The sequence below is a fragment of the Thalassotalea sp. PP2-459 genome, from assembly GCF_001913705.1.
GTDB classification, from domain to species: Bacteria; Pseudomonadota; Gammaproteobacteria; order Enterobacterales; family Alteromonadaceae; genus Thalassotalea_C; species Thalassotalea_C hakodatensis.
On the sequence record NZ_MKQD01000034.1, the window covers coordinates 182837 to 205944 of the forward strand.

At 39.0% G+C, this 23108-nt stretch carries 18 protein-coding genes; 13 read left to right on the forward strand and 5 right to left on the reverse strand.

From position 1 onward, the window contains the following. Positions 1-25: 25 nt before the first annotated feature. Genes BI291_RS07045 through BI291_RS07060 form a run of 4 tightly spaced genes read left to right on the forward strand, consistent with a single transcriptional unit; the run spans position 26 to position 4707 of the window. Entirely contained in the window at positions 26-1162 is a 1137-nt protein-coding gene (locus BI291_RS07045; RefSeq protein ID WP_074497661.1) for a hypothetical protein, read from the forward strand. Next, positions 1162-2349 (forward strand): aminotransferase class V-fold PLP-dependent enzyme, encoded by a 1188-nt coding sequence (locus BI291_RS07050; RefSeq protein WP_074497663.1) that lies wholly within the window; start codon positions 1162-1164, stop codon positions 2347-2349. Before BI291_RS07045 ends, BI291_RS07050 begins: the two co-directional genes overlap by 1 nt. Then, positions 2336-3808, forward strand: a complete 1473-nt coding sequence (locus tag BI291_RS07055; protein ID WP_074497665.1) for a lipopolysaccharide biosynthesis protein — start codon at positions 2336-2338, stop codon at positions 3806-3808. Before BI291_RS07050 ends, BI291_RS07055 begins: the two co-directional genes overlap by 14 nt. A gap of 11 nt (positions 3809-3819) precedes the next feature. Next, positions 3820-4707: a glycosyltransferase family A protein gene (locus BI291_RS07060; RefSeq protein ID WP_074497668.1), complete on the forward strand. Its 888-nt coding sequence runs from the start codon at positions 3820-3822 to the stop codon at positions 4705-4707. Between the two features lie 122 nt (positions 4708-4829). Here the strand turns inward: BI291_RS07060 and BI291_RS07065 are convergent, their stop codons facing one another. Genes BI291_RS07065 through BI291_RS07085 form a run of 5 tightly spaced genes read right to left on the reverse strand, consistent with a single transcriptional unit; the run spans position 4830 to position 12488 of the window. Next, positions 4830-5903: a hypothetical protein gene (locus BI291_RS07065; protein WP_074497670.1), complete on the reverse strand. Its 1074-nt coding sequence runs from the start codon at positions 5901-5903 to the stop codon at positions 4830-4832. Positions 5904-5939: 36 nt separating this feature from the next. Continuing rightward, positions 5940-6686, reverse strand: coding sequence for a sulfotransferase family 2 domain-containing protein (locus tag BI291_RS07070; protein ID WP_254849544.1), 747 nt, complete (start codon positions 6684-6686; stop codon positions 5940-5942). Positions 6687-6733: 47 nt separating this feature from the next. Then, positions 6734-9682, reverse strand: a complete 2949-nt coding sequence (locus BI291_RS07075; protein ID WP_074497672.1) for a hypothetical protein — start codon at positions 9680-9682, stop codon at positions 6734-6736. A gap of 35 nt (positions 9683-9717) precedes the next feature. Continuing rightward, positions 9718-10917, reverse strand: a complete 1200-nt coding sequence (locus BI291_RS07080) for a hypothetical protein (protein ID WP_074497674.1) — start codon at positions 10915-10917, stop codon at positions 9718-9720. A gap of 2 nt (positions 10918-10919) precedes the next feature. Beyond that, entirely contained in the window at positions 10920-12488 is a 1569-nt protein-coding gene (locus BI291_RS07085) for an MBOAT family protein (RefSeq protein ID WP_074497676.1), read from the reverse strand. 149 nt (positions 12489-12637) lie between these two features. Here BI291_RS07085 and BI291_RS07090 point away from each other — a divergent pair, with 149 nt between their 5' ends. The 9 genes from BI291_RS07090 to wecB all read left to right on the forward strand — a co-directional run bounded on the left by BI291_RS07090 (position 12638) and on the right by wecB (position 23044). Beyond that, on the forward strand, positions 12638-14053 hold the full coding sequence (locus BI291_RS07090) for a mannose-1-phosphate guanylyltransferase/mannose-6-phosphate isomerase (protein ID WP_074497678.1): 1416 nt from the start codon (positions 12638-12640) through the stop codon (positions 14051-14053). Positions 14054-14066: 13 nt separating this feature from the next. Then, positions 14067-15440: a phosphomannomutase CpsG gene (locus BI291_RS07095; RefSeq protein ID WP_303046028.1), complete on the forward strand. Its 1374-nt coding sequence runs from the start codon at positions 14067-14069 to the stop codon at positions 15438-15440. An 8-nt stretch (positions 15441-15448) separates the two neighbouring features. Further along, the gene (locus BI291_RS07100) at positions 15449-16483 is read left to right on the forward strand and encodes a GNAT family N-acetyltransferase (RefSeq protein WP_175573089.1); all 1035 of its coding nucleotides are present in this window, start codon (positions 15449-15451) and stop codon (positions 16481-16483) included. Then, a complete protein-coding gene (locus BI291_RS07105) occupies positions 16470-16721 on the forward strand; it encodes a phosphopantetheine-binding protein (RefSeq protein ID WP_074497682.1) in 252 nt (83 codons plus the stop codon). Before BI291_RS07100 ends, BI291_RS07105 begins: the two co-directional genes overlap by 14 nt. Then, on the forward strand, positions 16721-17482 hold the full coding sequence (locus BI291_RS07110) for a hypothetical protein (RefSeq protein ID WP_074497685.1): 762 nt from the start codon (positions 16721-16723) through the stop codon (positions 17480-17482). Before BI291_RS07105 ends, BI291_RS07110 begins: the two co-directional genes overlap by 1 nt. Continuing rightward, a complete protein-coding gene (locus BI291_RS07115) occupies positions 17469-18290 on the forward strand; it encodes a hydrolase 1, exosortase A system-associated (RefSeq protein WP_083601947.1) in 822 nt (273 codons plus the stop codon). The genes BI291_RS07110 and BI291_RS07115 overlap by 14 nt, the downstream gene beginning before the upstream one ends. Before the next feature lie 127 nt (positions 18291-18417). After that, a complete protein-coding gene (gene tviB / locus BI291_RS07120) occupies positions 18418-19695 on the forward strand; it encodes a Vi polysaccharide biosynthesis UDP-N-acetylglucosamine C-6 dehydrogenase TviB (protein WP_074497690.1) in 1278 nt (425 codons plus the stop codon). Between the two features lie 19 nt (positions 19696-19714). Next, a complete protein-coding gene (locus BI291_RS07125) occupies positions 19715-20737 on the forward strand; it encodes an NAD-dependent epimerase/dehydratase family protein (RefSeq protein WP_074497693.1) in 1023 nt (340 codons plus the stop codon). Positions 20738-20779: 42 nt separating this feature from the next. Then, entirely contained in the window at positions 20780-23044 is a 2265-nt protein-coding gene (gene wecB, locus BI291_RS07130) for a non-hydrolyzing UDP-N-acetylglucosamine 2-epimerase (protein ID WP_074497695.1), read from the forward strand. Positions 23045-23108 lie beyond the last annotated feature (64 nt).

A 23108-nucleotide genomic window follows, 5' to 3' on the forward strand; every position in this document is an offset into this window, starting at 1 on the left:
TGATGTGTAAAATGGAAATTTAATAATGACAGTAGAAGTAGTAGTTGTAGGCTCAGGTTTAAATGCCTTAGGTGTTATGCGTTCATTAGGCCATGATGTTCAGTCGATATTAGTGACGCAAGAAAATGTTGCGGCGCGTTATACTAAGTTTGGTAAGAAGCATTTTGTATCATCAACAACTGATAACGTGATTATTGATCAACTTAAGCAGTTAGGCGCTCAAATAAGTGGCCGTCCGTTATTGCTATTAACAGAAGAGAAAACAGTCGCCCTTGTCAGTGAGAATCGAGAAATACTCGCAGAATTTTTTCAATTTCTCTTGCCAACGCATACACAGCTACTTGGATTGCAATCAAAGTCTGACTTTCAATTAATGGCAGAAAAATCAGGTAGTTTGATCCCCAAAGCGTTAATTATGACAGAAGCGACCGATGTTGAAGCTAAGACCTTAACGTTTCCCTGCGTATTCAAACCTCTGTATCAAGATAAAGCATATAGTCAGCGATTCAAAAAAGCATACAAAATGCATAACTGGGCTGATGTAAAAGCATTATATGCTGATATTTCACCGATCATGCCGGATATGATTCTACAAGAGTGGATTGAAGGTGAAGACAGCGATATTTATTTCAATTTAATGTATGTCGCCGAAAGTGGTGAAGTTGTGACCAGCTTTTCCGGCAGAAAAGTTCGCTCTTGGCCGCTTAATGTTGGAGGAACGGCAAGCTGTACTTCTACAAAAGAACATCATAATACCTTACATCAGCAGACGAAAAAGTTTGTCGATAGCATAGGATATGTTGGTTTAATAGGAATGGAATATAAATTTGATGTTAACCGAAAAGGTTTTTACATGATAGAACCCACGGTTGGTCGCACAGATTATCAACATGAAATAGCTGCTTTATCGGATTGCAACATATTGAAAGCAATTGTTGATTTTCATCTGGGCGGCAGCATCAAAGATCTTGTAAGCCCCTCAAGTTATAAAGAAGTACTTTGGTTCGATGAAATCTCCGACGCTAATGCATTAGCGCATGGTGGGGTAACAATGGCCGATGAACCTAATAAAAAATTTGGCGCACTTTTTCGCTTTACTGACTTAGGCCCTTACTTTTTTGCTTTTAAACAAAAAGTAAAAAGACGGCTGAAACTATCCTAATGATAAAAGTACGTGTATGCCAATGGAGCTATAAAGAATGGTGGATATTGTTCACCGCTTTAGTGTCATCTCATAAAAAAGCACCTGAACGCTTGAAAGGTAGTCTTACTCGGTATTTTCAACGCGATGTCGTGCTACTTAACTCTGGACGAGCAGCAATTGCGTTGTGTTTACAGTTTGTACGTCAGACAAAAAAAGGTAAAACGGAAGTTATTATCCCTCAATATATTTGCACAAGTGTGATTGATACTGTGGAAAAGTGCGGCCTTCAGGCGATACATGCTCCTGTTGACGATGAATTAAATCTAGATATAACGGCTTTACCAGCGCTTATTTCTGACCGTACAGCGGCTATTATTGCGCCGCATATGTATAGTTGTAGTGCAAACATTGAAGCGATAGCTTCACTATCGCGAGAGAGAAATATTTTTTTGATAGATGATGCTGCACAGGTTTTTGGTGTAAAGCATGCAGGCAAACCATTAGGTACTTTTGGAAATGCAGGTGTACTAAGTTTTGCACAAGCAAAATCTATCGTGACGGGCATAAAAGGCTCTGGTGGTGCATTACTTATATCTGACCCAGAATTAAAAAGGTTTGTTGACGGTCAAGTTGCATCTTATGAACGTAATCGTGTCAGATTTTCACGTATCGTTGAGTTTTTATGTGTCTATAAATGGCGAGGCATATTTGAAACTGCACATTATTATCTCACAAGAATTAAAACGTTATTGCACGTGAATAAACCAACTGATGACTATGAACCACGTAAAATAGCCTATATGGATGCTGCCATTGCATTGAACCAAGTTGATTCTTTTGATCATCGTTATAGCCAAACTTTGCATCGTTTGGCTATCTATCGTCGAGAACTCTCCCTGCTGCCATTTCTATCTTTACCGCAAATATCTAATGAAACGCGATATTTATCTCGTTTTATTGTCAGGCTTAAATCAGATCCGCCGATAGCGTTTCGTCAGTTCCTTAAAGAACATGGTGTTGCATCAAAACTGACTTACTTAAAGGGTTCGAAATTGTACAATGGTAACGCTGATTCAGGGTTGCTTGAATTGCCTTTACAGGATATCTCTACTGCAGATGTTCAAAAAATATGTGCTGTTTGTCAACAGTACTCCAAACACCTAACTAACGAAAAAGCCGTGGAAAACAATAATGTCACAAGATAGTCAAAAGCTTATTAGCGGTGCCGTATGGATGTTAGTCACTAGAATGATTATAAAGTCCCTAGGTATTGTTAGCTCTGTGGTGCTTGCCAGATTACTTGTGCCTGAAGACTTTGGTTTAGTAGCAGTGGTAATGGCCATATATGCTTTTTTTAATATCTTTAGTGCCGCGGGTTTTAATTCTGCATTGATTCAACGGAAAGAGTTTGACCCTCAAGCCTATAGTACGGTTTGGACGACAAGTGTGCTGTTTTCAGTATCGGCATTTATTCTTTTTATCGTATCGGCTGACTTTGTTGCGACTTACTATGAAGATGCACGCTTAGAAAATATTATGTACGCGGTTGCCGCATCATTTTTATTACAAGGTTTTTATAATACCGGCGTTGTTCACTTTCAACAAAGTCAAAACTTTAGGCAAGAGTTTTACTTTCAGGTGTTACCTAAACTATTGTCGTTTTTTATAACACTTGGATTAGCGTTTACGCTTCGGTCATATTGGGCGCTAGTGATAGGCATGTTATTTCATCAAATGCTAACCTTGATCACCAGTTACGTGATGCATAAATTTCGCCCTTATTTTACTTTGAAAGGCTTTAGGCGATTATTTACTTTTTCAAAGTGGATCATACTGAACCAACTGCTTTACTTTTTTAATAATTTTTCAATTTCTCTTATTGTAGGTAAAACAATATCTTCAAGAGCCGCCGGTTTAATGGGGCTCAGTGTTGAAATGGCCTCTTTCCCTGTGACAGAAATGGTTGCCCCCATTAATAAAGCAGCTTATCCAGCCTACGCACGAGCAGCAGAAAATATAGCGCGATTAACAAAGTTATATTTGGAATCATTAAATATGGTTTCATTGATTGTTTTACCTGCGGTCATCGGTATTTATTTAACCGCGCCATTATTAGTACCTGTTTTGTTGGGCGATAAATGGTTAGAAACTATCCCTTTAATTCAGGCTATATCAATCGCCAGCTTGTTTCTAGGGTTACAATCTACTAATGGTTATTTAATGATGGCATTAGGAAAACCCCAGATATCAACGCTGATAGGGTTTATTCGCGCTGCTTGTATGTTAGGAGCCGTCATTACCTTAAGCCAACTGCATGGTGTGATTGGTGCGGCAGCAGGACTGCTAATTGCTTCTGTTATTGGCTTTGTTTTTTCGTATATATTTGTTTGGGTCTACTTAAAACTAAGTATAGTGGCAATGATCCGCAGTGTTTTTAATCCACTTGTTTCTGTTGTGGTGATGTTCGCCACGGCCACACTTGCTCATATACAATTATCGGGGATTAATCAGACCTTGTTATTGGCGATATTGGTGATAACAGGTGGTATTACTTATATTGGCATGATTGCACTCTTATGGCGTTTAAATGGTTGCCCTGACGGAATAGAAAAAAAATTCTTGAACATTGTGCGAGTTCGCCTATTCAAATTAGACGTGATTTAAAGAGAGTAAACGTGAAACAGGATATAACGGTAAGTATCGCGACAACCGCGGAAGGAAAGCGTAAACATCAACTTGAACGGGCAATAGCGAGTGTGTTGTCTCAGGAAGGGTGTTCATTTAAATTACACATCATTATTAACGGTAATCGTTTCGACAAGACGTTTCGTGCACAATTAGAACAAGATCAACGATTCACCTGTTTTTATCGTGAGGAAGGGCACTTACCAAAAGCCTTAATTTACGCTAGGCAAGTGATCGATACAGACTATTTCTGTTTTCTTGATGATGATGATGAGCTGTTACCTAACTCTTTATCATACCGGCTAGATGGTTTCGACAACTCGCTAGACGTGGTTGTTGGTAATGGTGTTAGATGTGATACGCAAACAAAAGAAGAAGTGATTTCACACCCTTATTTTGATGATTACCAACAAGACCCCATGCTTGCGTTATTTGGAAAAAGCGGTACGTGGTTATCAAGTTGCGCGGGTCTTTTTAGAACATCTGCAATTCCAACTGAATATTTTTCTGACTATATAAAATACGCAGAGTGGAGTTATTTAGCCTTTAAAATTGCGCTAAACCATCAAGTAGGGTTTGTTAATAAGCCTTGTCATCGCGTTAATATTCAACCTGGTTCACTGTCTAGTCATAGTGCGTATTTAGAAGGGCAAATGGCTTTGCTTGAGGCATTAAAGAGTATGCAATTACCCGCTAGAGTGATGCCATTATTTAACGATAAATTGATTGATACATGCCATGTTCTGTCGGTTCATTACCTTAGTGAAGGTAAAATGTATAAAAGCTGGAAAACGCATTTTGCGTCGATGAAAACATGGAAAGGCTTCTGTCAGTATGTCTTATACACCCGACATGTGATAATAGGGAGTTTTAAGTAACTCAAAAGGTAGCCGTTATCTAAGTAAAATAACGGCTATAACGTTGATTAGCTTTCTGGAAGACTTTTGTTTTTCGTTCATTATAAGTCCAATGTTTTTAAGGATAGGTGACCGATGAAGCATTAATGTTTCTCTAGGGTAAAAAGCTTCCCACTAAAGTGCGCTGTATTGGTTGTAGTAAATAAAAACTTATCGTCGGGTACAGTGCCAATAGGTTGGTAAACATACGCATACTTAGAACCATTAATTTCAGGTGATGCTTGATAGGGAAAAGCTTTTATTTTACGCCAATTTTTCCCATCGGCGCTGAACCAAATTGCAGCCTCTTCAGCGATTGCTTGTTGGCAGCCCGGCTCGTAATTAACACCGAGATAATAACCACCAGATTGTGTTTTCGTGCAGTGATATGCGGGAGCGTCAATCTTGGCGACTTGCGCTAATTCATTCGTGTGTAAATCAAACCGATAGATATAATTAATGTCGTCTGCGGCAGCGTCTTTTCCTGCATCCATCCCCCAAACTAGAGCATCGTTAAAAAACATCAGTGATACTGCGCGCCAAGTTTGACTACCGCCGTTAAACTTTTCTATTGAGGTAAAGTTATCTTCAGTATAATAAAACCATGATTGTTGATCAGAATCACCGGTGGTGATCCAAATTCTTTCACGGAATTCATCCCAATAAACTCCGTGAATATGCTTTATTTCTTCGCCAGAAAACGTGTGTTCTATTTGTAGTTCAGTACCATTGTTCACAATACCGATAATATTGATTTCTCTGCCTTTTTGATTAGCATACTCGCCAAAATATACATTTCCATCTGGCGTAATTGCGATACCGTTTCTAAGGGGTGGAAGTATATTGCTGTTGGAAAAATCGAAGATTGGCGTTGCGACATTTTTATCTTTCGCAGGGTCAAATCGATACACTTTGTCATAAATCACCAGCACGACTTTTGATGGCAGCTCAATGACATGACCTAGCCCCATTCCTTTATTGAGTTTTCGTACCAATGCACTTCTGGCGATTTTATCTTTAATTGTTGCTACAAGACCTTCACCGTTTGGCGGAATTTGGAAATAACGTTCAAATTTTTCAGTGTTATAGATATATTTGTAAACAATGTGATCATTAACAACTAAACAATAATCTTCGGCGGAAAAATGAGGGTAATAATCATTTTGTAATTTTTTCATTTTATTAAAACAAGCTTTTTGAAGTTAATTTAAAAGTTATGCTCTATTTTTTACCTGTTCACTTATAGAACTATTGTCGAAGTTGTAGCCTAACGTTTTTATGTCTTGTTCGTAGACTTGCTCAACTATCTTTTTTGTTTTTTCTGTGTAATAAGTCATATAATTATTATGTTGGCTTTTATTTTGAATAGAGATTTCCGCATCGATGTTGAGTTTATTTGATATGAATTGAAAGTCATCATCCATATTTTCTAAGAAACCAATAAAGTCTAATGACACCTTTTCGTGTCTATCAATAATGTAGTGTGTTTGAGGGCGAAAGTGGTGCCATTTTTGAATGTTCTCTTTATTAACCCATTCAGTTACAAATTGCTCAAAGCTAGAAAACATAGACAACTCTTTTTCAAACCATGCTTTGTCTTTTTCGCCAAAACCACCTTTTTTAAGAAAAAAGTAGGCAGAAACCAATCTATCCCAAGGGTTTCTAACAAAAGTAAACTTATAATAGTTTTTAATATTTTTGGGCTCAAATATCACTAAGTACTCATTTATTGATGTATGTCCCCCAGCTAGGTTTCCAAATAACTTTTTACAGACAGAAACGCCTGCACATTTTGGAATGTGAACAAATATTGCCTTATTATCATCAAAAGGTTTGTAAGAATAACCGTCATTTGTTTCAATTTTTCTCTTAGTTTGCAACGAGTCGAATATTTTGGGGTTGTGTTTTTTATAAGCGAATCGTAACAATCTAAGGTAAATATTATCAGGTAAAATACTCACGAGCTTTTTTTTCATATTATCTTCCATAATTAAAATTTCAAAGTTATTTATCTTGGTGTTAAAGCCCATTTAGGATTTGAATGATAGCTTTCCTTAATCGCAATATTGTTTTGGATAAATCGCCACAACGGTAAACCATTTTCTTGATCTTTAACATAAGATGCTGCACACATTGCGATTGAATAATAACCGTGTTCTGTATCTTGTCCGGCAGCAACGTTTTTTATCAGTTGTGTTACGTATGACGCTTGGTAATTACCAAAAACGTTTTGCCAATTAGTAAACCAGTTCGTCTGATTATCGTGTGTCGGTAAAACGTAAGCAAATAATAAGTTAGGCTCTATGTCGTATGAAAAAATGCCTCTTATTGGGCGTGATGAATATTCTAGCAATTTCTCAGTTGGCCAACCTAACTCAGCAGCGCGACCCATCGCGCTGACAATAAAGTTTTGCATCCATGGTGCGGTTGCGCGTGATACATTCTCAGTCTTAACAAATTTATCACTAACATATGAGGCACTAGTGATCCCAGAACCCCAATAACCTAGTTCAGAAGGTTCGCCGTTACCTACAAACGAGGTTGATATGTTGTCAAAAGAAAAATCATATAAATCTTGTAAAGCTGGTTGGCTATTACCTACGCGGTACTTACCTTCCCAAAGAGCAATACCATTTGAAATTAACTGGCCAAAGTATGCTTTTTCGTGAAAGCCGTCAGGAATAATATCGTATGTATGAACACGGGTGCGTAAATGCCATGCTTGAGCGCGCACTTCGCCAGAATACATTGCTCCTTCACTGCCTGTTGGGCCTCGACCATAACTACGTTTATAGGCTTTTGCATTGCTGTCACCACTAACAAATGCAGCAGAAAATAGCATTTGTTCTAGGTAGTAATAATCGCCAGTTAATAAGTATTGTAATGACGAAATATCAGGGTGGTGCGCAGTATCTGGTCGCCAAGGTGTTGAATCAACCTCACCGACATAAGGTATTTTATCGTCGTCATCAATTTCATGCCAAGTGGGTCGGTACGTCCAATGTGTTGGGCGAGCACCTGGCGCCATCGACACTATACGTCCTAAACCTGATACTTCCTTTTCAAAGTCAAAGGTTCTTTCGTCATCACCCTCACGGTAGTGCATTGGCCAATTTCCAGATAGATCTGCCTGAGTAAAAGCAATATCCGCTAAACGCCAATCACCTGTATATAACCACTTTACTGTCCAAGAAGGGTATAAGCCAATATCAGGTCTACCACCGGCAGTTGCCATAGCCGGTTGCCAGAAGCCTTTTTGATAAATGTCGGTATCCCTCGACTGCCATTCATTCCAGTAGGCGGTTATCTTATTGGCTGGGATCTCTTTACTGGTATCAAAGTGTGGTACTGACGGTGTTTGTACTAGGTACGCTAGATTATGATCAATGGAAATAGGTGAGTCGTCATAGGTAGAAAAACTCTTTGTCCATCTTGTTCTTGCTTGATGGTTGATATCATCTTTTTGGTAAACTAAAGCCTGTTCAGTACCTAAATGTAACGTTACATCGTAAAGCTGATCTTGTAATGTTGTTGTGTTGATATTTTCACTTACAAAACGTACAGAGTATTCGCCTAAGCTTTTCCAATAGGTTACATAAAATAACGGCCTAATAGATTTATACTCATCGCTGCCAATGTCATAATTTCTCTGCGTTGAATGGTCTGCGAGTAACAATGTTGTCGCCACAGGACCATCCTGCCATAACGTATAATGATTATTAGTTAATAAGCTACGTGCAGATATTGTATGTTCAACGCCATCAAAATTATAAGTAAACCTTGCATCAAACCCAACACCATCAGCGAGTAACTGGCTTTTAGAAAAAGGAGTGAAAGACTCAGGGCTATCGTTAACAATATTAGCAGTCACGTCTGTATTCTCTTCTAATGAGCCTATTACAAAGCTAAGAATTGCGTGTTTGACGGAGCCATCATCATAGCGTTGTTTGACTGTAGCTTGAGCTGAAACATTTTGACCATTAATTCTAATTGTTGGACTATCAGCAATTTCCCCTTTAATAAAAGGGCGTGCAATTTGAATCGGTAAATTTGTCCTCTGTTTATTAATAGGTTCTTTGATGATTATCGTATTGGTAGTAGGCTCAATAGGTTCTTCTTCAAAAAATGCTGAAATGGTCAGTACGTCAGAAATATTTATTGTGCATGTTGCTGCTGAAGCAGGACAATTTTCCCAAGACAAAAAATCAAAGCCGTTATCGCCTGTACTTTCAAAGGTTAATTGTGTGTTTTTTTCGACAGAGTATTGGCAGTAATTGGTACAGGTTTCATCTAACTGTTCAATATACACACTACCATTACCGCTCACATTAAGCCTTACATCAACTTCATTCTGACTTAATGTTTCAAAGTCAGCGCGAACAATGGTGTAACCATTTACAGTGACATTGCAGGTTAGTTCAGTGGTAGTACAGCCCTCACTCCAGCCGGAAAATTCTGCCCCTTCATCTGGTTGTGCAATCACAGTGACGACAGTGTCAGGCGCAAGATCATATTCGCACTCAATATCACATGTTTCAGCAAGCTGAGGAATCGATACGCTGCCGTTACCCAATGCTAATACGAGAAGTTGAGTCGCTTCCTTTGGTGTGAATTCTGCTTTAACGTTTTTATTACTGTTTAGGGTAAGTTTACATTCTTGCTGCTGACAACCTTGCCAACCATTAAATTGGAAGTCATCTGTATTAGGTGTGGCAATCAACGTAACGGTTGAGTGTGCTTTAGCGTTAATCGTACAATCTTGGGAGCAGCTTTGGTTTAATTCAACGATGTCAACTTTGCCTTCGCCATCGCCAACAAACTGAATATTAATTGAGTAGTCGTCAATTGGCGTAATAATGGCTTTTGAATCGCTGTCACCTCCTCCTCCACAAGCAGCGAGTGTACAGGTGATGAAAATAGAGAGTATTCGAGACAATTGTTGCCGAATAAAAAACATAAAAAATATATCCTAAAATTGCTGAAAAATGTACGTCACTGTATAACTATTAATTGTAGTTGCTCACGCAGTTGATGCCAATGATGAACTGAGTTTTTTAGAGCCTGAATTTCTGTATTGAAATTAGGCGCTAGTGCTTGATTATCAAGGCGCTGACCAAAATCAGATGAGCTACCTGAAAAGATACTACTTATCAGTATATTACCAAGCTCCACATTATAATGAGCAGGTTCCCAATACCATTGCATTGCTTGATGTGGCTGCATTAGTTTTTCGGGTTCTAACGTATATTGATTAAAACCACTAAAATCCCACAACGTTATGTATTGAGATTGATGATCTCGAACCACATTTGCAAGAGTTGTTTTCCATTGTAAATAGAGCTCAAAGTAACCTTGTTGATTAATAGCGTGTAAGTAGCTGTAATGGTAGGGATTAATAAAAAGATGCAGGGTGATTTTTTTACTCTGCACCACGTTTATTAATTCAAGTAACTTTTCAAATTTAGGGCTTATAGGTGTGCCTTCGTTACTGGTTAACTGCCATGGCTTTTGGCTTAACTTTTCTTTTACAAACCCCAGCTTTTGTTTAAAAAGAGGCTTTTTCCCTTCAGATTTAACAATATTAATATACGATTGGGCACTGTTGAGACCGAAAGGTCCAATACTGTCCACAACAGAATTTTGCTGGCTCATGGTAAAAAGCGATGAGATGAGCGCATCGACTGAATAGACTAATGCTAAACGTTCTGTATAACGTTGTTTGGCGTGCTTAAAACCTTCGGCTGAAAATAAACGGTGTCCGTAACTCGTTTTTGTGGCATTGGTTTCATTGCCTGTGGGGGTAACCAGAAAATCAAAAAAATCTAAACCAAATACAATGGTTTCAAGGTTGGGACTGGTATTAATTGCGTGATAGATGTGATCAATTTGTGAATGCAGCGTAGCGCCAGCTAACCCTAGGTTATAGACTTTTTTACCTTCAAAAGCAGGGTGGTAGGGCGACAGTCCCATTTCAACTCGGGAATTACCCATCAATAATACATCAGGCTTAACGTGTTCAACGCGATAAGGTTTACTGATGCGCACTCGGTTGCTTGCTTCTGGTTTCACTTTATTGATATTTGAAATCGTTGGTGACCAATACATACCAAAGGGATCAATAAACCAATTAATACCGCCAACCCCAATGAGCAAAAGAATGGTAATGAAGCTGAATTTCTTTAAATAAGTCATAGTTAAAATTGAAAGTATAGAAATTCACTTACCTGGTTGAGCGTCAATAACCCTAAAACAAACGCTAACGCAGAAAGAAAAGCAAATTTTGTTGAATACGAAAATTGAAGCTGCTGTGCTATTTTTTTTGCGGGCCAAATAGCATTCGTAGTATCAAACTGTAGCGTGCTTAAAGTCGCTTTATGTTTGGCAAACATATCTTGTATATTAGGCAGTACTAATACCACGAGCGTTAATGTGATTATCCATAGCCAAGTTTTAACAAAAACTGCACCGCCGCCGAGCGTAGGAGTAATAGCTAAAGAATCTAATACTTGATGAAGCGGAGATAATTTAACATAAATCGCGTTTGGCATGGATATGCCGTTCAACCCAGCCATACCAGATAACATGTTTAGTGCACCATCTAATGTAACGGCTCTAAAAAATACCCAACCGATGATCACGGCAATAATCGTGATAAACCAGGCCAAATACCGGTATAACATACTGTTTACAAAAGAAACCCCACTAGACTTTATCATGTGTTGCCAGCTGTGGTTAATAATTAAGTATGAACCGTGTAAACCGCCCCAAATGACAAAATTCCAACCTGCGCCATGCCATAAGCCACCGAGTAACATGGTAATTAATAAATTGGTATAGCGAGAAACTTGGCCTTTTCGGTTACCGCCTAAGGCAATATACACATAATCGCGTAAAAATTTAGATAAGGTCATATGCCATCGCCGCCAAAACTCTGAAATATTGGCCGCTTTATAGGGGGAATAAAAGTTCAGCGGCAGCACAATGCCAAATATTCTTGCAAGCCCGACGGCCATATCTGAATAACCAGAAAAATCAAAATATAATTGAAAAGTATAGGCTAGTGCACCTCCCCAAGCAGTAAAAAAATCGATACTTTCACCAGCATCCGCCATTGAGAATATTGGGGTAGCATAAATGGCAATGCCATCAGCAATCACCGTTTTTTTGAATAAGCCAATGGCAAAAATAGACAAGCCAATGGCGACATCGTTCGCGTTTAACTGAAAGGCTTTATTTCGTTCAAATTGCGGCAACATATCTTTGTGGTGAACGATGGGGCCAGCAATAAGTTGCGGAAAAAATGACACAAATAACGCATAGTGTAAAAAGCTGTATTCTTTGGTGATACCTTTGTATGAATCAACTAAATAGGCAATTTGTTGGAAGGTGAAAAATGAAATTGCCAGTGGCAGAATAATATTGCCAATAGAGTAATCAACATCAAATACACTATTAACATTATTGAGTATAAATCCAGCGTACTTAAAATACGCGATAGCGGACAAATTTACCGCGATACCGAAAATGAGTAACCCTTTATGTTTTGAGCGACCACCCAACATACCGCCTAATAGGTAATTAAACCCCATAGAGGCAAGTAACAATAAAAGATAAACCGGATTCCACCAACCGTAAAAAAATAAAGAGCACGCCACCAGCACCGCAATTGCAGGCTCATTGCCGTAACGCTTTGCTATTTGTAAAAACAACAAAATGGTTAATGGTAAAAAAAAGAAAAGAAATTCAACCGAATTAAATAACACCTAACTTCCTTGCGTTTCGTATTATGTTTCGTGATTGCAATTTAACTATCTGCTTATGATTGATAATACATTTAGTAAATGTACTTTCGAAGCATTAATAAATCACTTATGATGACATTATAATTAAATTCATCGTTTATGGAAGACAAATGGATCAACCTGTCATTACTCCTGTGGTGTTGTGTGGTGGAAGTGGTACTCGACTTTGGCCATTATCACGTACCTATACCCCGAAACAATTTTTACCGTTAACCTCTTCTTACTCAATGTTGCAAGAAACAGTTCTTCGATTACCTAAAACGATTAACCAAGGTATTTTTATTTGTAATGAAGAACATCGCTTTATGCTTGCTGAGCAATTAAGGAAAATTGATGCCAATAACAGCACAATTTTGCTTGAGCCCGAAGGTCGAAACACTGCACCTGCAGTCGCTTTAGCTGCTTTGCAGGCAATGAAAGATAATCCGCATGCGATGTTATTAGTGCTAGCAGCAGATCATGTAATCTCTGATCATGGCGCATTTCATCAAGCGATTGAACATGCAACAGCAGCAGCGTTGCAAGATAAATTAACCACCTTTGGTATTGTGCCGGATAAACCTGAAACAGGGTATGGCTACATTCAACATGGCAACGATGGCGAACAATTTCATTCAGTAAAACAGTTTGTTGAAAAGCCAGCGCTTGATGTCGCTAAACAATACGTCGCTTCTGGTGATTACTTGTGGAATAGCGGTATGTTTTTGTTCAAAGCGTCATGCTTCATTGATGAATTAGAGAAATACTGTCCAGAAATATTAGTTGCATGTCAGCAAGCTTTCAGTGGTGCTGAACAAGATTTAGATTTTATTCGACCAGAAAAGTCTGCCTTTTTATCTTGTGTCAGTGAATCAATTGATTATGCGGTTATGGAAAAAACGTCAAATGCCGCGGTTGTACCTCTAAATGCGGGTTGGAGCGATGTGGGTTCATACGGGGCGTTAGCTGATGTACTTGATAAAAGTGACGAGAAATCGAATGTATTCGTTGGTGATGTATTAACGCATGAAACCTCGGAGTGTTATATCAACAGCCAACATAAATTGGTTGCTACTGTTGGTGTCGAAAATCTGGTTATTGTAGATACGCCAGATGCGGTATTAGTGGCTAATAAAGATAAAGCACAAGATGTTAAAGCCATTGTTGAACAATTAAAGCAACAAAGCAGAAGCGAAGTGTCATTTCAGCGTGAAGTGTATCGACCATGGGGTAAGTATGACTCTATCGACATGGGTGAGCGCTTCCAAGTAAAACGCATTACCGTGAAACCAGGGGCAAAACTTTCAGTACAAATGCATCACCACCGTGCTGAACATTGGATTGTTGTCTCAGGTACAGCAAAAGTGACGATTGGTGAAACCACATCGCTTTTGAGTGAAAATATGTCTACTTATATTCCGATTGGTGAAGTTCACGCACTAGAAAACCCTGGAAAGCTCCCCTTAGAAATGATTGAAGTACAATCAGGTAGTTACCTTGGTGAAGATGATATTGTACGCTTTGAAGATAGATACGGACGTAGTTAATAGTAGATAAATCATGATGACAAAAGAAAATTTAACCTGTTTTAAAGCTTATGATATTCGTGGCAAGTTAGGCGAAGAGCTTAATGCTGATATTGCTTATCGTATTGGCCGAGCGTTTGCTCAACACACCAAAGCGAAAACTGTTGTGGTTGGTGGTGATGTTCGATTAACCAGTGAAGAATTAAAGTTAGCGCTGGCGAATGGCTTGATGGATGGTGGCACTGACGTCATTGATCTAGGTCTTAGCGGTACTGAACACATTTATTTCGCCACCAGCCATTTAAAATGTGATGGCGGTATTGTAGTGACAGCGAGTCATAACCCTATTGATTACAACGGTATGAAATTAGTCAGAGAGCATTCTAAGCCAATTTCTGGTGATACTGGGTTATTTGATATTAAAGCGCTAGCAGAAAGTGGTGAGTTTGTTACTCCTGTTTTAAAAGGAACGATAACGCCTCATGATATCTCTGACGCTTATACTGAACACTTGTTAAGTTATATTGAACTTGAGAATATCAAACCGTTAAAAATTGTCGTGAATGCTGGTAATGGGACAGCTGGCCCCGCGTTAGACTGCATAGAACAAGCATTTAACACACGCAATATTCCAATTGAGTTTATCAAGGTTCATCATCAGCCTGACGGTACCTTTCCCAATGGAATACCTAATCCTTTACTGCATGAAAACCAACCAGTTACGTCAAATGCTGTAAAAACTCATCAAGCAGATATGGGCATTGCATGGGATGGTGACTTTGATCGCTGTTTTCTGTTCGATGAAAACGGTAGCTTTATTGAAGGTTATTATATTGTTGGGTTACTCGCCGAAAACTTTTTAGCTAAGCAGCCAGGCGGGAAAATTATTCATGATCCGCGTTTAACGTGGAATACCATCGATATTGTTGAACAAAGTGGTGGTCAAGCAATACAGAGTAAAACCGGCCATGCTTTTATCAAAGAGCGTATGCGCGAGGAAGATGCAATATACGGTGGTGAAATGAGTGCACATCATTACTTTCGAGATTTCGCCTATTGTGACAGCGGTATGATCCCTTGGCTTTTAGTGGCGGAGTTACTGTGTATTAAAAAACAACCACTCTCTGCTTTAGTGCAAGATCGCATTGCTAAATATCCTTCCCCAGGCGAAATTAATAGCACCATTGCTGAACCGAAAAAGGCCATTGCTCGCGTGCTTGAGTATTACCAAGCACAAGCAGTTGAGATTGAGTACGTAGACGGTATAAGTGTGTCATTTGATAACTGGCGCTTTAATCTACGTTCAAGCAATACTGAGCCAGTCGTCAGATTAAATGTAGAAACCAAGGGAGATCTTGCGTTGATGCAAATAAAAACTGATGAAGTACTTCAATTATTACGACAATAGTAATGAACATGGAATATCGTATTCTATCGCTGAGTGACTTAAGTGAAGAATATTGGCAACAGCGCTTATCACCGCAACTGTTTGAACATTCGCTTGTTTGGTTGCAAGCTACCGAGCAATATGTAACGAAAAAGCGCTGTAAGTTACATACCTTATGGTGTGATGAACAACTGGTTGCGGCACTACCACTTTATCAAGAGCAAGGCTTTTTAGGCGCAAAGGTGTTTAAAAATTTAATGAGCTTTTATTCAACAGAAATCAGCTTATTAACTCACAGTGACTTTCCAGAAAGTGGGCAATTACTATATGACCACATTATTGAAGCTAATCGTTGGCATTTTTTTGAACTTGGCCCCATCGTTAACAATCGTCTTAAACTTCATTATTTCAATACGGTGGTTGCACAGCAAACGAATTGGTTTATTCGCGATGTTGATTCTGAAGAAGCCTATTTTTCAGCAAGGCCAAGTCGATTAAAAAACACGCTTAAACGTAAAAATAAGCAACTAACTAAACATAATTATCGTTTTCAAATTGCACAAGATCCAACAAGCGTTAAGCAAATGTTTACTGACTATCAAGCAATTTATCAACAAAGCTGGAAAGGGCAAGAATTTAGTGATGATTTTATTCTTGACCTTTGCTTGCAAGCACAAGCACAACAAAAATTATGCTTTGCAACCTTATACATTGATGACACTCCAGCAGCGTCTCAAATATGGTTTACGCAACAAGATCAGGTTTCTATTTTTAAATTAGCCTACGACCCGCAATTTTCATCATTGTCAGTAGGGAGTTTATTATCTGAATATATGACAAAACATGTGTTAAGGCATTGTGGTATGCGTCACATAGAATTTGGTATGGGTGATGAGCGCTATAAACAAGATTGGATGAGTGAAAAGCAGTACCGTTATTGTTATTTGGTGTTTAATACCAAGTCGATTATTGGCATACTGGCGTGGTTAAGATATAGCGTAATGGCTAGCTTTAAAAAAACTTTAACAGGATGGTTAGGAAAAAACTCGGATGACTCAACGTGATATTAAACAACAACTCATAGAAATTTTATCTGGCTTAATGCCGAGTTATAACCAACAGTATTGGCAAAGCAATCCTGAACTTATTGGCGTGGTGCCCGAGTTTGACTCCATGACCATCGTAAATCTTATCGGTGAATTAGAAGATCAGTTTGATTTAACCTTAGATGATGACGATGTAACGGCTGAAAACTTTGAATCTGTCGATACTATTGTTGCGCTTGTCAGTAGCGAACGTTAATGCTTCAATCTGGCGCACATTTTTATTCAACACACTCAACTGAATTATATCGCTTTGTTCGTTTACCTGCGTTATTTGACCGTTTAGTGATGTTTTGTCCGCCATTGTTTGAAGACGCGAATAACACTCGTCACGTCTATAGTAAATTTGCACAGCAATTAGCAACTGAGCGAATCGCGTCAGTTATTTTTGATTATTCCGGCACAGGAGATAGTCAAGGAGAGTTGGCAGAGGCTTCCATTGCTACGTGGCGTTCTGAACTTACTCAACAAATTTCCAGTATTAAACAACAGTATCCTAACGTGAATGTTACCTTACTCGCCTGTTGTTCTGCTGCGCTGGTGCTAAATGAAACACTGTTTGAATGTGCTCACGAAATTATACTGTGGCACCCAGAGCTTAATGGTAAAAAATACCTTAACCAATTAAAGCGTATGGCTAAATTGCAACCTTATGATGACCAATACATTGGTGAAGCATCGCTATCACTTATTGCCGGGTATGAATTATCAGCGTTGTTATTGAACGAATTAGCTGCGATCAATATAAGTTTACCAATAAATACAAATATTTTCTGGGGCGAGTTTTCCATGCAAGTGCCCGTATCAGCAGCACGTAGCCGCTTATATCAATCAGTAGAGCAAAATCGCAATTTTTCGCTTGAAGTGTTTCAACAAGCAAAGTTTTGGCAGGCCTCTGAATTGACTCTACCTCTTGATTTACTCAAACAAACAATGCAATGGCTTGATGATGAAAAATAGTCAAGAAACTCCTGTTAATTTTAAATGTGGTGAAGCCCAACTACAGGGTATTTTACATCAGGTAGAACATGCTAAACAGGGCGTGATCATGGTTGTTGGGGGCCCACAAACGCGGGTTGGCAGCCATCGAATGTTTGTTCAAATTGCGCGACATTTGACTCGCCAAGGTTTAAGTGTCTTACGATTTGATTATCGTGGTGCTGGTGATAGCGAAGGTGAAATACAATCTTTTGAACATACTGTTGCTGATATTTCAGCGGCAGTAACCTTTTTTAAGACCCAATACCCCAAAACAAACATCGCCCTGTGGGGTTTGTGTGATGCAGCATCTGCTATCGCTTTATTTTTAAAAACAGAGCAAGTAACTTCGATTAATCATGTGGTGTTACTAAACCCATGGGTAAAACAGCCAGCGACTGAAGCCCAAGCGTATTTAACACATTATTATTGGCATCGACTGCGTGATATCAGTTTTTGGAAAAAGCTTATCACGGGTAAGTTAAATATATTTCGAAGTGCACAAGGTATCGCACAGCAAAAAGCATTGGCCAATCAACAGCAGGAAGACTCATTTGTTGATGGCATGTTAGCGGGGTTACAACAGTATACTGGTCAATCTCATCTCATTTTGGCAGAGCAAGACTTAACGGCACAAGAGTTTTGCCAGCTAAGGCAGCATAACGCTCAGTGGAAAACGCTAACTTTCAGTAGTGAAATCACTATTGCGGGTGCTAATCACACCTTTGCGTCGCCCCGTTGGAAACAACAAGTGGCAGAACAAACCTTTAATGCGATTATATCTAGTTAATTTTAATCATTATCGCTACAATGGTGAAGGTGTTAATATTTTGTAGCAACTTATTAACGTAAGTAAACAGCGGTTTTGTTTCGGATAGATAAAACAAAAAAGAATCACATTTTGCTTGGTAAAGAATATGGAATCAGTTTTTCAGCCTAAAATTGCAATTATTGGCTTAGGATATGTCGGTTTACCCTTAGCGGTCGAATTTGGTAAAAAGTTTCAAACTATTGGTTTTGATATCAATGGTCCTCGTGTTCAAGAACTCAATCAAGGTATTGACCGTACACTCGAAGTAAATCGAGAAGAGCTAAATGAAGCAACGCAACTTACTTGCTCATCTAACACTCAAGATATTATTGGTTGCGATTATTATATCGTTACCGTCCCAACGCCGATTGATCAACACAAGCAACCTGATTTAACTCCGCTGATTAAAGCGTCAGAAATGCTTGGTAGTGTTATCGCAAAAAATGCGACAGTGATATATGAATCAACGGTTTATCCTGGGGCCACAGAAGAAGATTGCGTGCCTATTTTAGCGCAAGTATCTGGCTTAACGTACAATCAAGACTTTTTCGTAGGTTACTCTCCAGAGCGTATAAATCCGGGTGATAAAACACACCGTTTACCCTCAATTTTAAAAGTTACTTCAGGCTCTACGCCTGAAGTTGCTGAAAAAGTCGATGCCTTATATCGCAGTATTATTACTGCCGGTACTTACAAAGCATCATCTATTCGTGTTGCTGAGGCAGCGAAAGTCATTGAAAACACCCAGCGTGATGTCAATATCGCACTTATTAATGAGCTATCGATTATTTTTAATCGCTTAGGTATTGATACGTTAGAAGTGCTTGAAGCGGCGGGTACAAAATGGAACTTTTTGCCATTTCGTCCTGGTTTGGTTGGTGGCCACTGTATTGGCGTTGATCCATACTACCTTACCCATAAGGCGCAAGCGGTAGGGTATCACCCTGAAATGATACTTGCTGGCCGACGCCTTAACGATGGCATGGGGCAATATGTGGTTTCGCAATTAGTTAAAGGTATGTTGCAAAAGCGTATTCAGGTTGATCAATCAAATGTGCTCGTTATGGGGTTAACTTTTAAAGAAAACTGTCCTGATTTACGTAATACAAAGATAATCGATATTATTCATGAGCTAAAAGAATACAATATTAACGTTGATGTTGTAGATCCGCTATGTGAAAGTGAAGAAGCACAAAAAGAATACGGTATTTCGCTCACTAAAACGCCTGAAAAAGGTAAATACGACGGTGTTATTCTTGCGGTCGCACACAGCGAATTTAAAGACATGGATATTAATGAAATTAAAGCACTTGGCCGAGAAAACCATGTGTTGTATGACTTAAAATGTGTGTTGGATAAATCACACGTAGATATGCGTCTGTAAACGTACAAAGGATTAAACAGTGTCATCATTTGAAACAGTAAAAACGCAATTATTAGCCAGTCCTAAAACCTGGCTAGTTACCGGTGTTGCAGGGTTTATTGGCTCTAATTTATTAGAAGCGTTATTAAAACTGAACCAGAAAGTGATCGGGTTAGATAATTTTGCCACCGGTTATCAGAAAAACTTAGACGAAGTCCAACAAAGCGTTAGCAGTGAGCAATGGCAAAACTTTCACTTTATTAAGGGTGATATTCGAGATTTTGAAACATGCCAAAATGCTGCCAATAGCGTTGATTATGTTTTACATCAAGCGGCATTAGGTTCAGTGCCTCGGTCCATTGCTGACCCTATTACTACTAACGCAGCTAATATTACCGGCTTTCTCAATATGCTCGAAGCCGCGAAACAGCATTCGGTCACTAGTTTTGTTTATGCAGCCAGTAGTTCTACCTATGGCGACCACCCAGCATTACCGAAGGTTGAAGAAAATATCGGAAACCCATTGTCTCCTTATGCTGTGACTAAGTATGTTAACGAGTTATACGCAAGTGTGTATGCGAGAACCTATGATTTTAACTGCATAGGTTTGCGTTATTTTAATGTCTTTGGAAAGCGTCAAGACCCAGACGGTGCCTATGCAGCGGTGATCCCCAAGTGGACGGCTGCGATGATTAAAAACGAGCAAGTATTTATTAACGGCGATGGTTTAACCAGCCGTGATTTTTGTTACATTGAAAATACGGTGCAAATGAACATCTTAGCAGCAACGGCAGCGAAAGATGCGAAAAATGAAGTGTATAATGTTGCTGTAGGTGACCGCACTACATTAAATGATTTATTTGCATCAATTAAAACCGCGTTAATCGATAACGGGGTGAATGTAGAGCAAGCGCCAGAATATCGAGACTTTCGTGCTGGTGATGTAAGACATTCGCAAGCTGATATATCAAAAGCAGCAACGAAATTAGGCTATGCGCCAGGGTATAAAATTCAACAGGGCATCTTAGAAGCGATGCCTTGGTATCTAAACAATGTTAAATAACATTTTTAAGTCAAAGATAAGCTTATTAGTAAGGATTGAAGCATGAAAGTAGGGATTGTTGTTGGGACACGCCCAGAAATTATCAAAATGGCACCAGTAATTCGTGAGTGTCAAAAGCGTGGTGTGGCTTACTTTATTATTCATTCAAACCAGCATTATTCAGAAGAAATGGATAGCATCTTTTTTAAAGAGTTGAACTTACCACAGCCCAATTACAATTTAGGTGTAGGTTCTGGTTTACATAGTAATCAAACCGGTAATATTTTAATTAAAATGGAACCGATTTTACTGGATGAAAAGCCAGATGTTGTTCTTGTACAAGGTGACACCAATACGGTTCTTGCTGGTGCCTTAGCGGCATCAAAATTAGGTATTAAAGTCGGACATATTGAAGCAGGCTTACGTAGTTATGATCGTACCATGCCTGAAGAAACCAACCGTATCATGACGGATCACATCAGTGATTATTTATTCGCAGTTGGGCCTAATCAACATAAGATATTGTCTAAAGAGGGGATTAATGCTGACAATATTTTCACTGTGGGTAACACGGTTTCAGATTCACTATTTCAACATTTAGAAATTTCAGCGGAAAAAAGTAAGATTTTAGCCGACCTAGGTGTTACCGATAAAAACTATTTTTTAGTTACCGCTCATCGTGCATCTAATGTTGACACACCTGCAAGTTTACAAGCGCTACTCGCTTTATTTGATAAGCTACACGCTAAATATAGCCAACCTATCGTATGGCCTATTCATCCTAGAACGCAGGCCAAGTTAAAAGAATTTAGCATTGAAGTTCCAAGTTACTTAAAACTATTACCACCTATTGGTTATTTAGACTTTATTCAATTACAAAAACATGCACTATTAATTCTTACCGATTCAGGCGGTATACAAGAAGAAGCCTGTTTATTAGGCGTGCCATGTATTACCTTACGTGAAAATACAGAACGACCAGAGTCAATTGAAGTTGGCGCTAATGTATTAGTCGGTTTAGATGGCGATAAAGCATTAGCAGCAGCAGAAAAATGGTTAGCAAAAGGTGATTTTTCTTGGGAAAACCCTTTTGGCGATGGCCATGTAGCCGAAACGATTCTAGATATTATTACCGGTACTGAACAAGTCGACTTGCAAGAGAAGATTGTTGCTAAGAATGAAACACTTGCTGTTGTCGGTATGGGCTATATGGGCTTACCCATTGCGAGTTTAATCGCACAAGCTGGATACTCGGTAACCGGTATTGATTTAAGCCAAGACAAAGTAGATTCAATTAATCGTGGTGAATGTCCGTTTGATGAAGTAGGCATGCCTGAACTGATTAAGAAAGTCGTAGAACAAGGTTTTTTAAAAGCATCAACGTCTATTCCTTCTTCTGATACATACTTAGTGGCAGTACCCACTCCCCACAAAGACAATGCTTGTGATCGTAGCTATGTGTTCAGTGCTGCTGACGCCATTGCAAAGGTAGCCAAAGATGGTCAAACGGTTATTGTTGAATCTACTATTTCGCCGCAAACCAGTTTAGCGGTTGAGCAACGCTTTGCTGATGCGGGATTGCAAATTGATGTAGTGCACTGCCCTGAACGCGCAATACCTGGCCAAACATTGCATGAGTTAGTTAACAATGATCGAATCATTGGTGCATCAAGCAGTGAAGCGCAACAAAAAGTAAAACGCATTTACCAGAGTTTTGTGAATGGTGAAGTATTCTTAACTGACCTGACAACAGCCGAATGCGTTAAATTAGTTGAAAATACCTCAAGAGATGTGGGCATTGCCTTTGCGAACGAACTTGCACAAATTGCTGAAGAATTAGATGTAAATGTGTACGAAGTGATAAAACTGGCAAATCGCCATCCGCGTGTGAATGTTTTAACACCAGGGCCTGGAGTGGGTGGTCATTGTATACCGATCGATCCATGGTTCTTAGTTGAAAACACTAAATCAGGTGATTTTGTTCGATTAGCAAGAAAGATCAATGATGAAAGACCTTATGTGATTGGTGAAAAAGCGTTAGAAATGCTTTCTGCCGTTAAGGGAAAACGTATTGGTATTTTAGGTGTCGCGTATAAGGCGAATGTTGATGATTGTAGAGAAACACCCGCTGACGCTATTTTAGACTGCTTTAATAAAGCCGGTGTTGACGTTTGTTACCATGACCCGTTTGTTCCTAAGTGGGACTGCCCTAGAAAAGATAGCATTGCTGATATTGAAGCGTGGGCTGATGTGCTCATTCTCGTAACAGACCATACCTGTTACAGTAAATTAGAGGTCAATATTCCGCTGCTTAATACTCGCGGTTAACCATAATAAAGCTCACGTAATGTGAGCTTTTCTATAAGTTAAGTAATGACATTAAAGCAAAATT

Bases quoted from the DNA above. Each gene is read 5' to 3' on its own strand.
- BI291_RS07045 (WP_074497661.1), top strand. From the start codon at position 26: ATGACAGTAGAAGTAGTAGTTGTAGGCTCAGGTTTAAATGCCTTAGGT.
- BI291_RS07065 (WP_074497670.1), bottom strand. From the start codon at position 5,903: ATGAAAAAATTACAAAATGATTATTACCCTCATTTTTCCGCCGAAGAT.
- tviB (WP_074497690.1), top strand. From the start codon at position 18,418: ATGGAATCAGTTTTTCAGCCTAAAATTGCAATTATTGGCTTAGGATAT.
- BI291_RS07095 (WP_303046028.1), top strand. From the start codon at position 14,067: ATGATGACAAAAGAAAATTTAACCTGTTTTAAAGCTTATGATATTCGT.
- BI291_RS07090 (WP_074497678.1), top strand. From the start codon at position 12,638: ATGGATCAACCTGTCATTACTCCTGTGGTGTTGTGTGGTGGAAGTGGT.
- BI291_RS07075 (WP_074497672.1), bottom strand. From the start codon at position 9,682: ATGTTTTTTATTCGGCAACAATTGTCTCGAATACTCTCTATTTTCATC.
- BI291_RS07080 (WP_074497674.1), bottom strand. From the start codon at position 10,917: ATGACTTATTTAAAGAAATTCAGCTTCATTACCATTCTTTTGCTCATT.
- BI291_RS07055 (WP_074497665.1), top strand. From the start codon at position 2,336: ATGTCACAAGATAGTCAAAAGCTTATTAGCGGTGCCGTATGGATGTTA.
- wecB (WP_074497695.1), top strand. From the start codon at position 20,780: ATGAAAGTAGGGATTGTTGTTGGGACACGCCCAGAAATTATCAAAATG.
- BI291_RS07110 (WP_074497685.1), top strand. From the start codon at position 16,721: ATGCTTCAATCTGGCGCACATTTTTATTCAACACACTCAACTGAATTA.
- BI291_RS07115 (WP_083601947.1), top strand. From the start codon at position 17,469: ATGATGAAAAATAGTCAAGAAACTCCTGTTAATTTTAAATGTGGTGAA.
- BI291_RS07105 (WP_074497682.1), top strand. From the start codon at position 16,470: ATGACTCAACGTGATATTAAACAACAACTCATAGAAATTTTATCTGGC.
- BI291_RS07100 (WP_175573089.1), top strand. From the start codon at position 15,449: ATGGAATATCGTATTCTATCGCTGAGTGACTTAAGTGAAGAATATTGG.
- BI291_RS07050 (WP_074497663.1), top strand. From the start codon at position 1,162: ATGATAAAAGTACGTGTATGCCAATGGAGCTATAAAGAATGGTGGATA.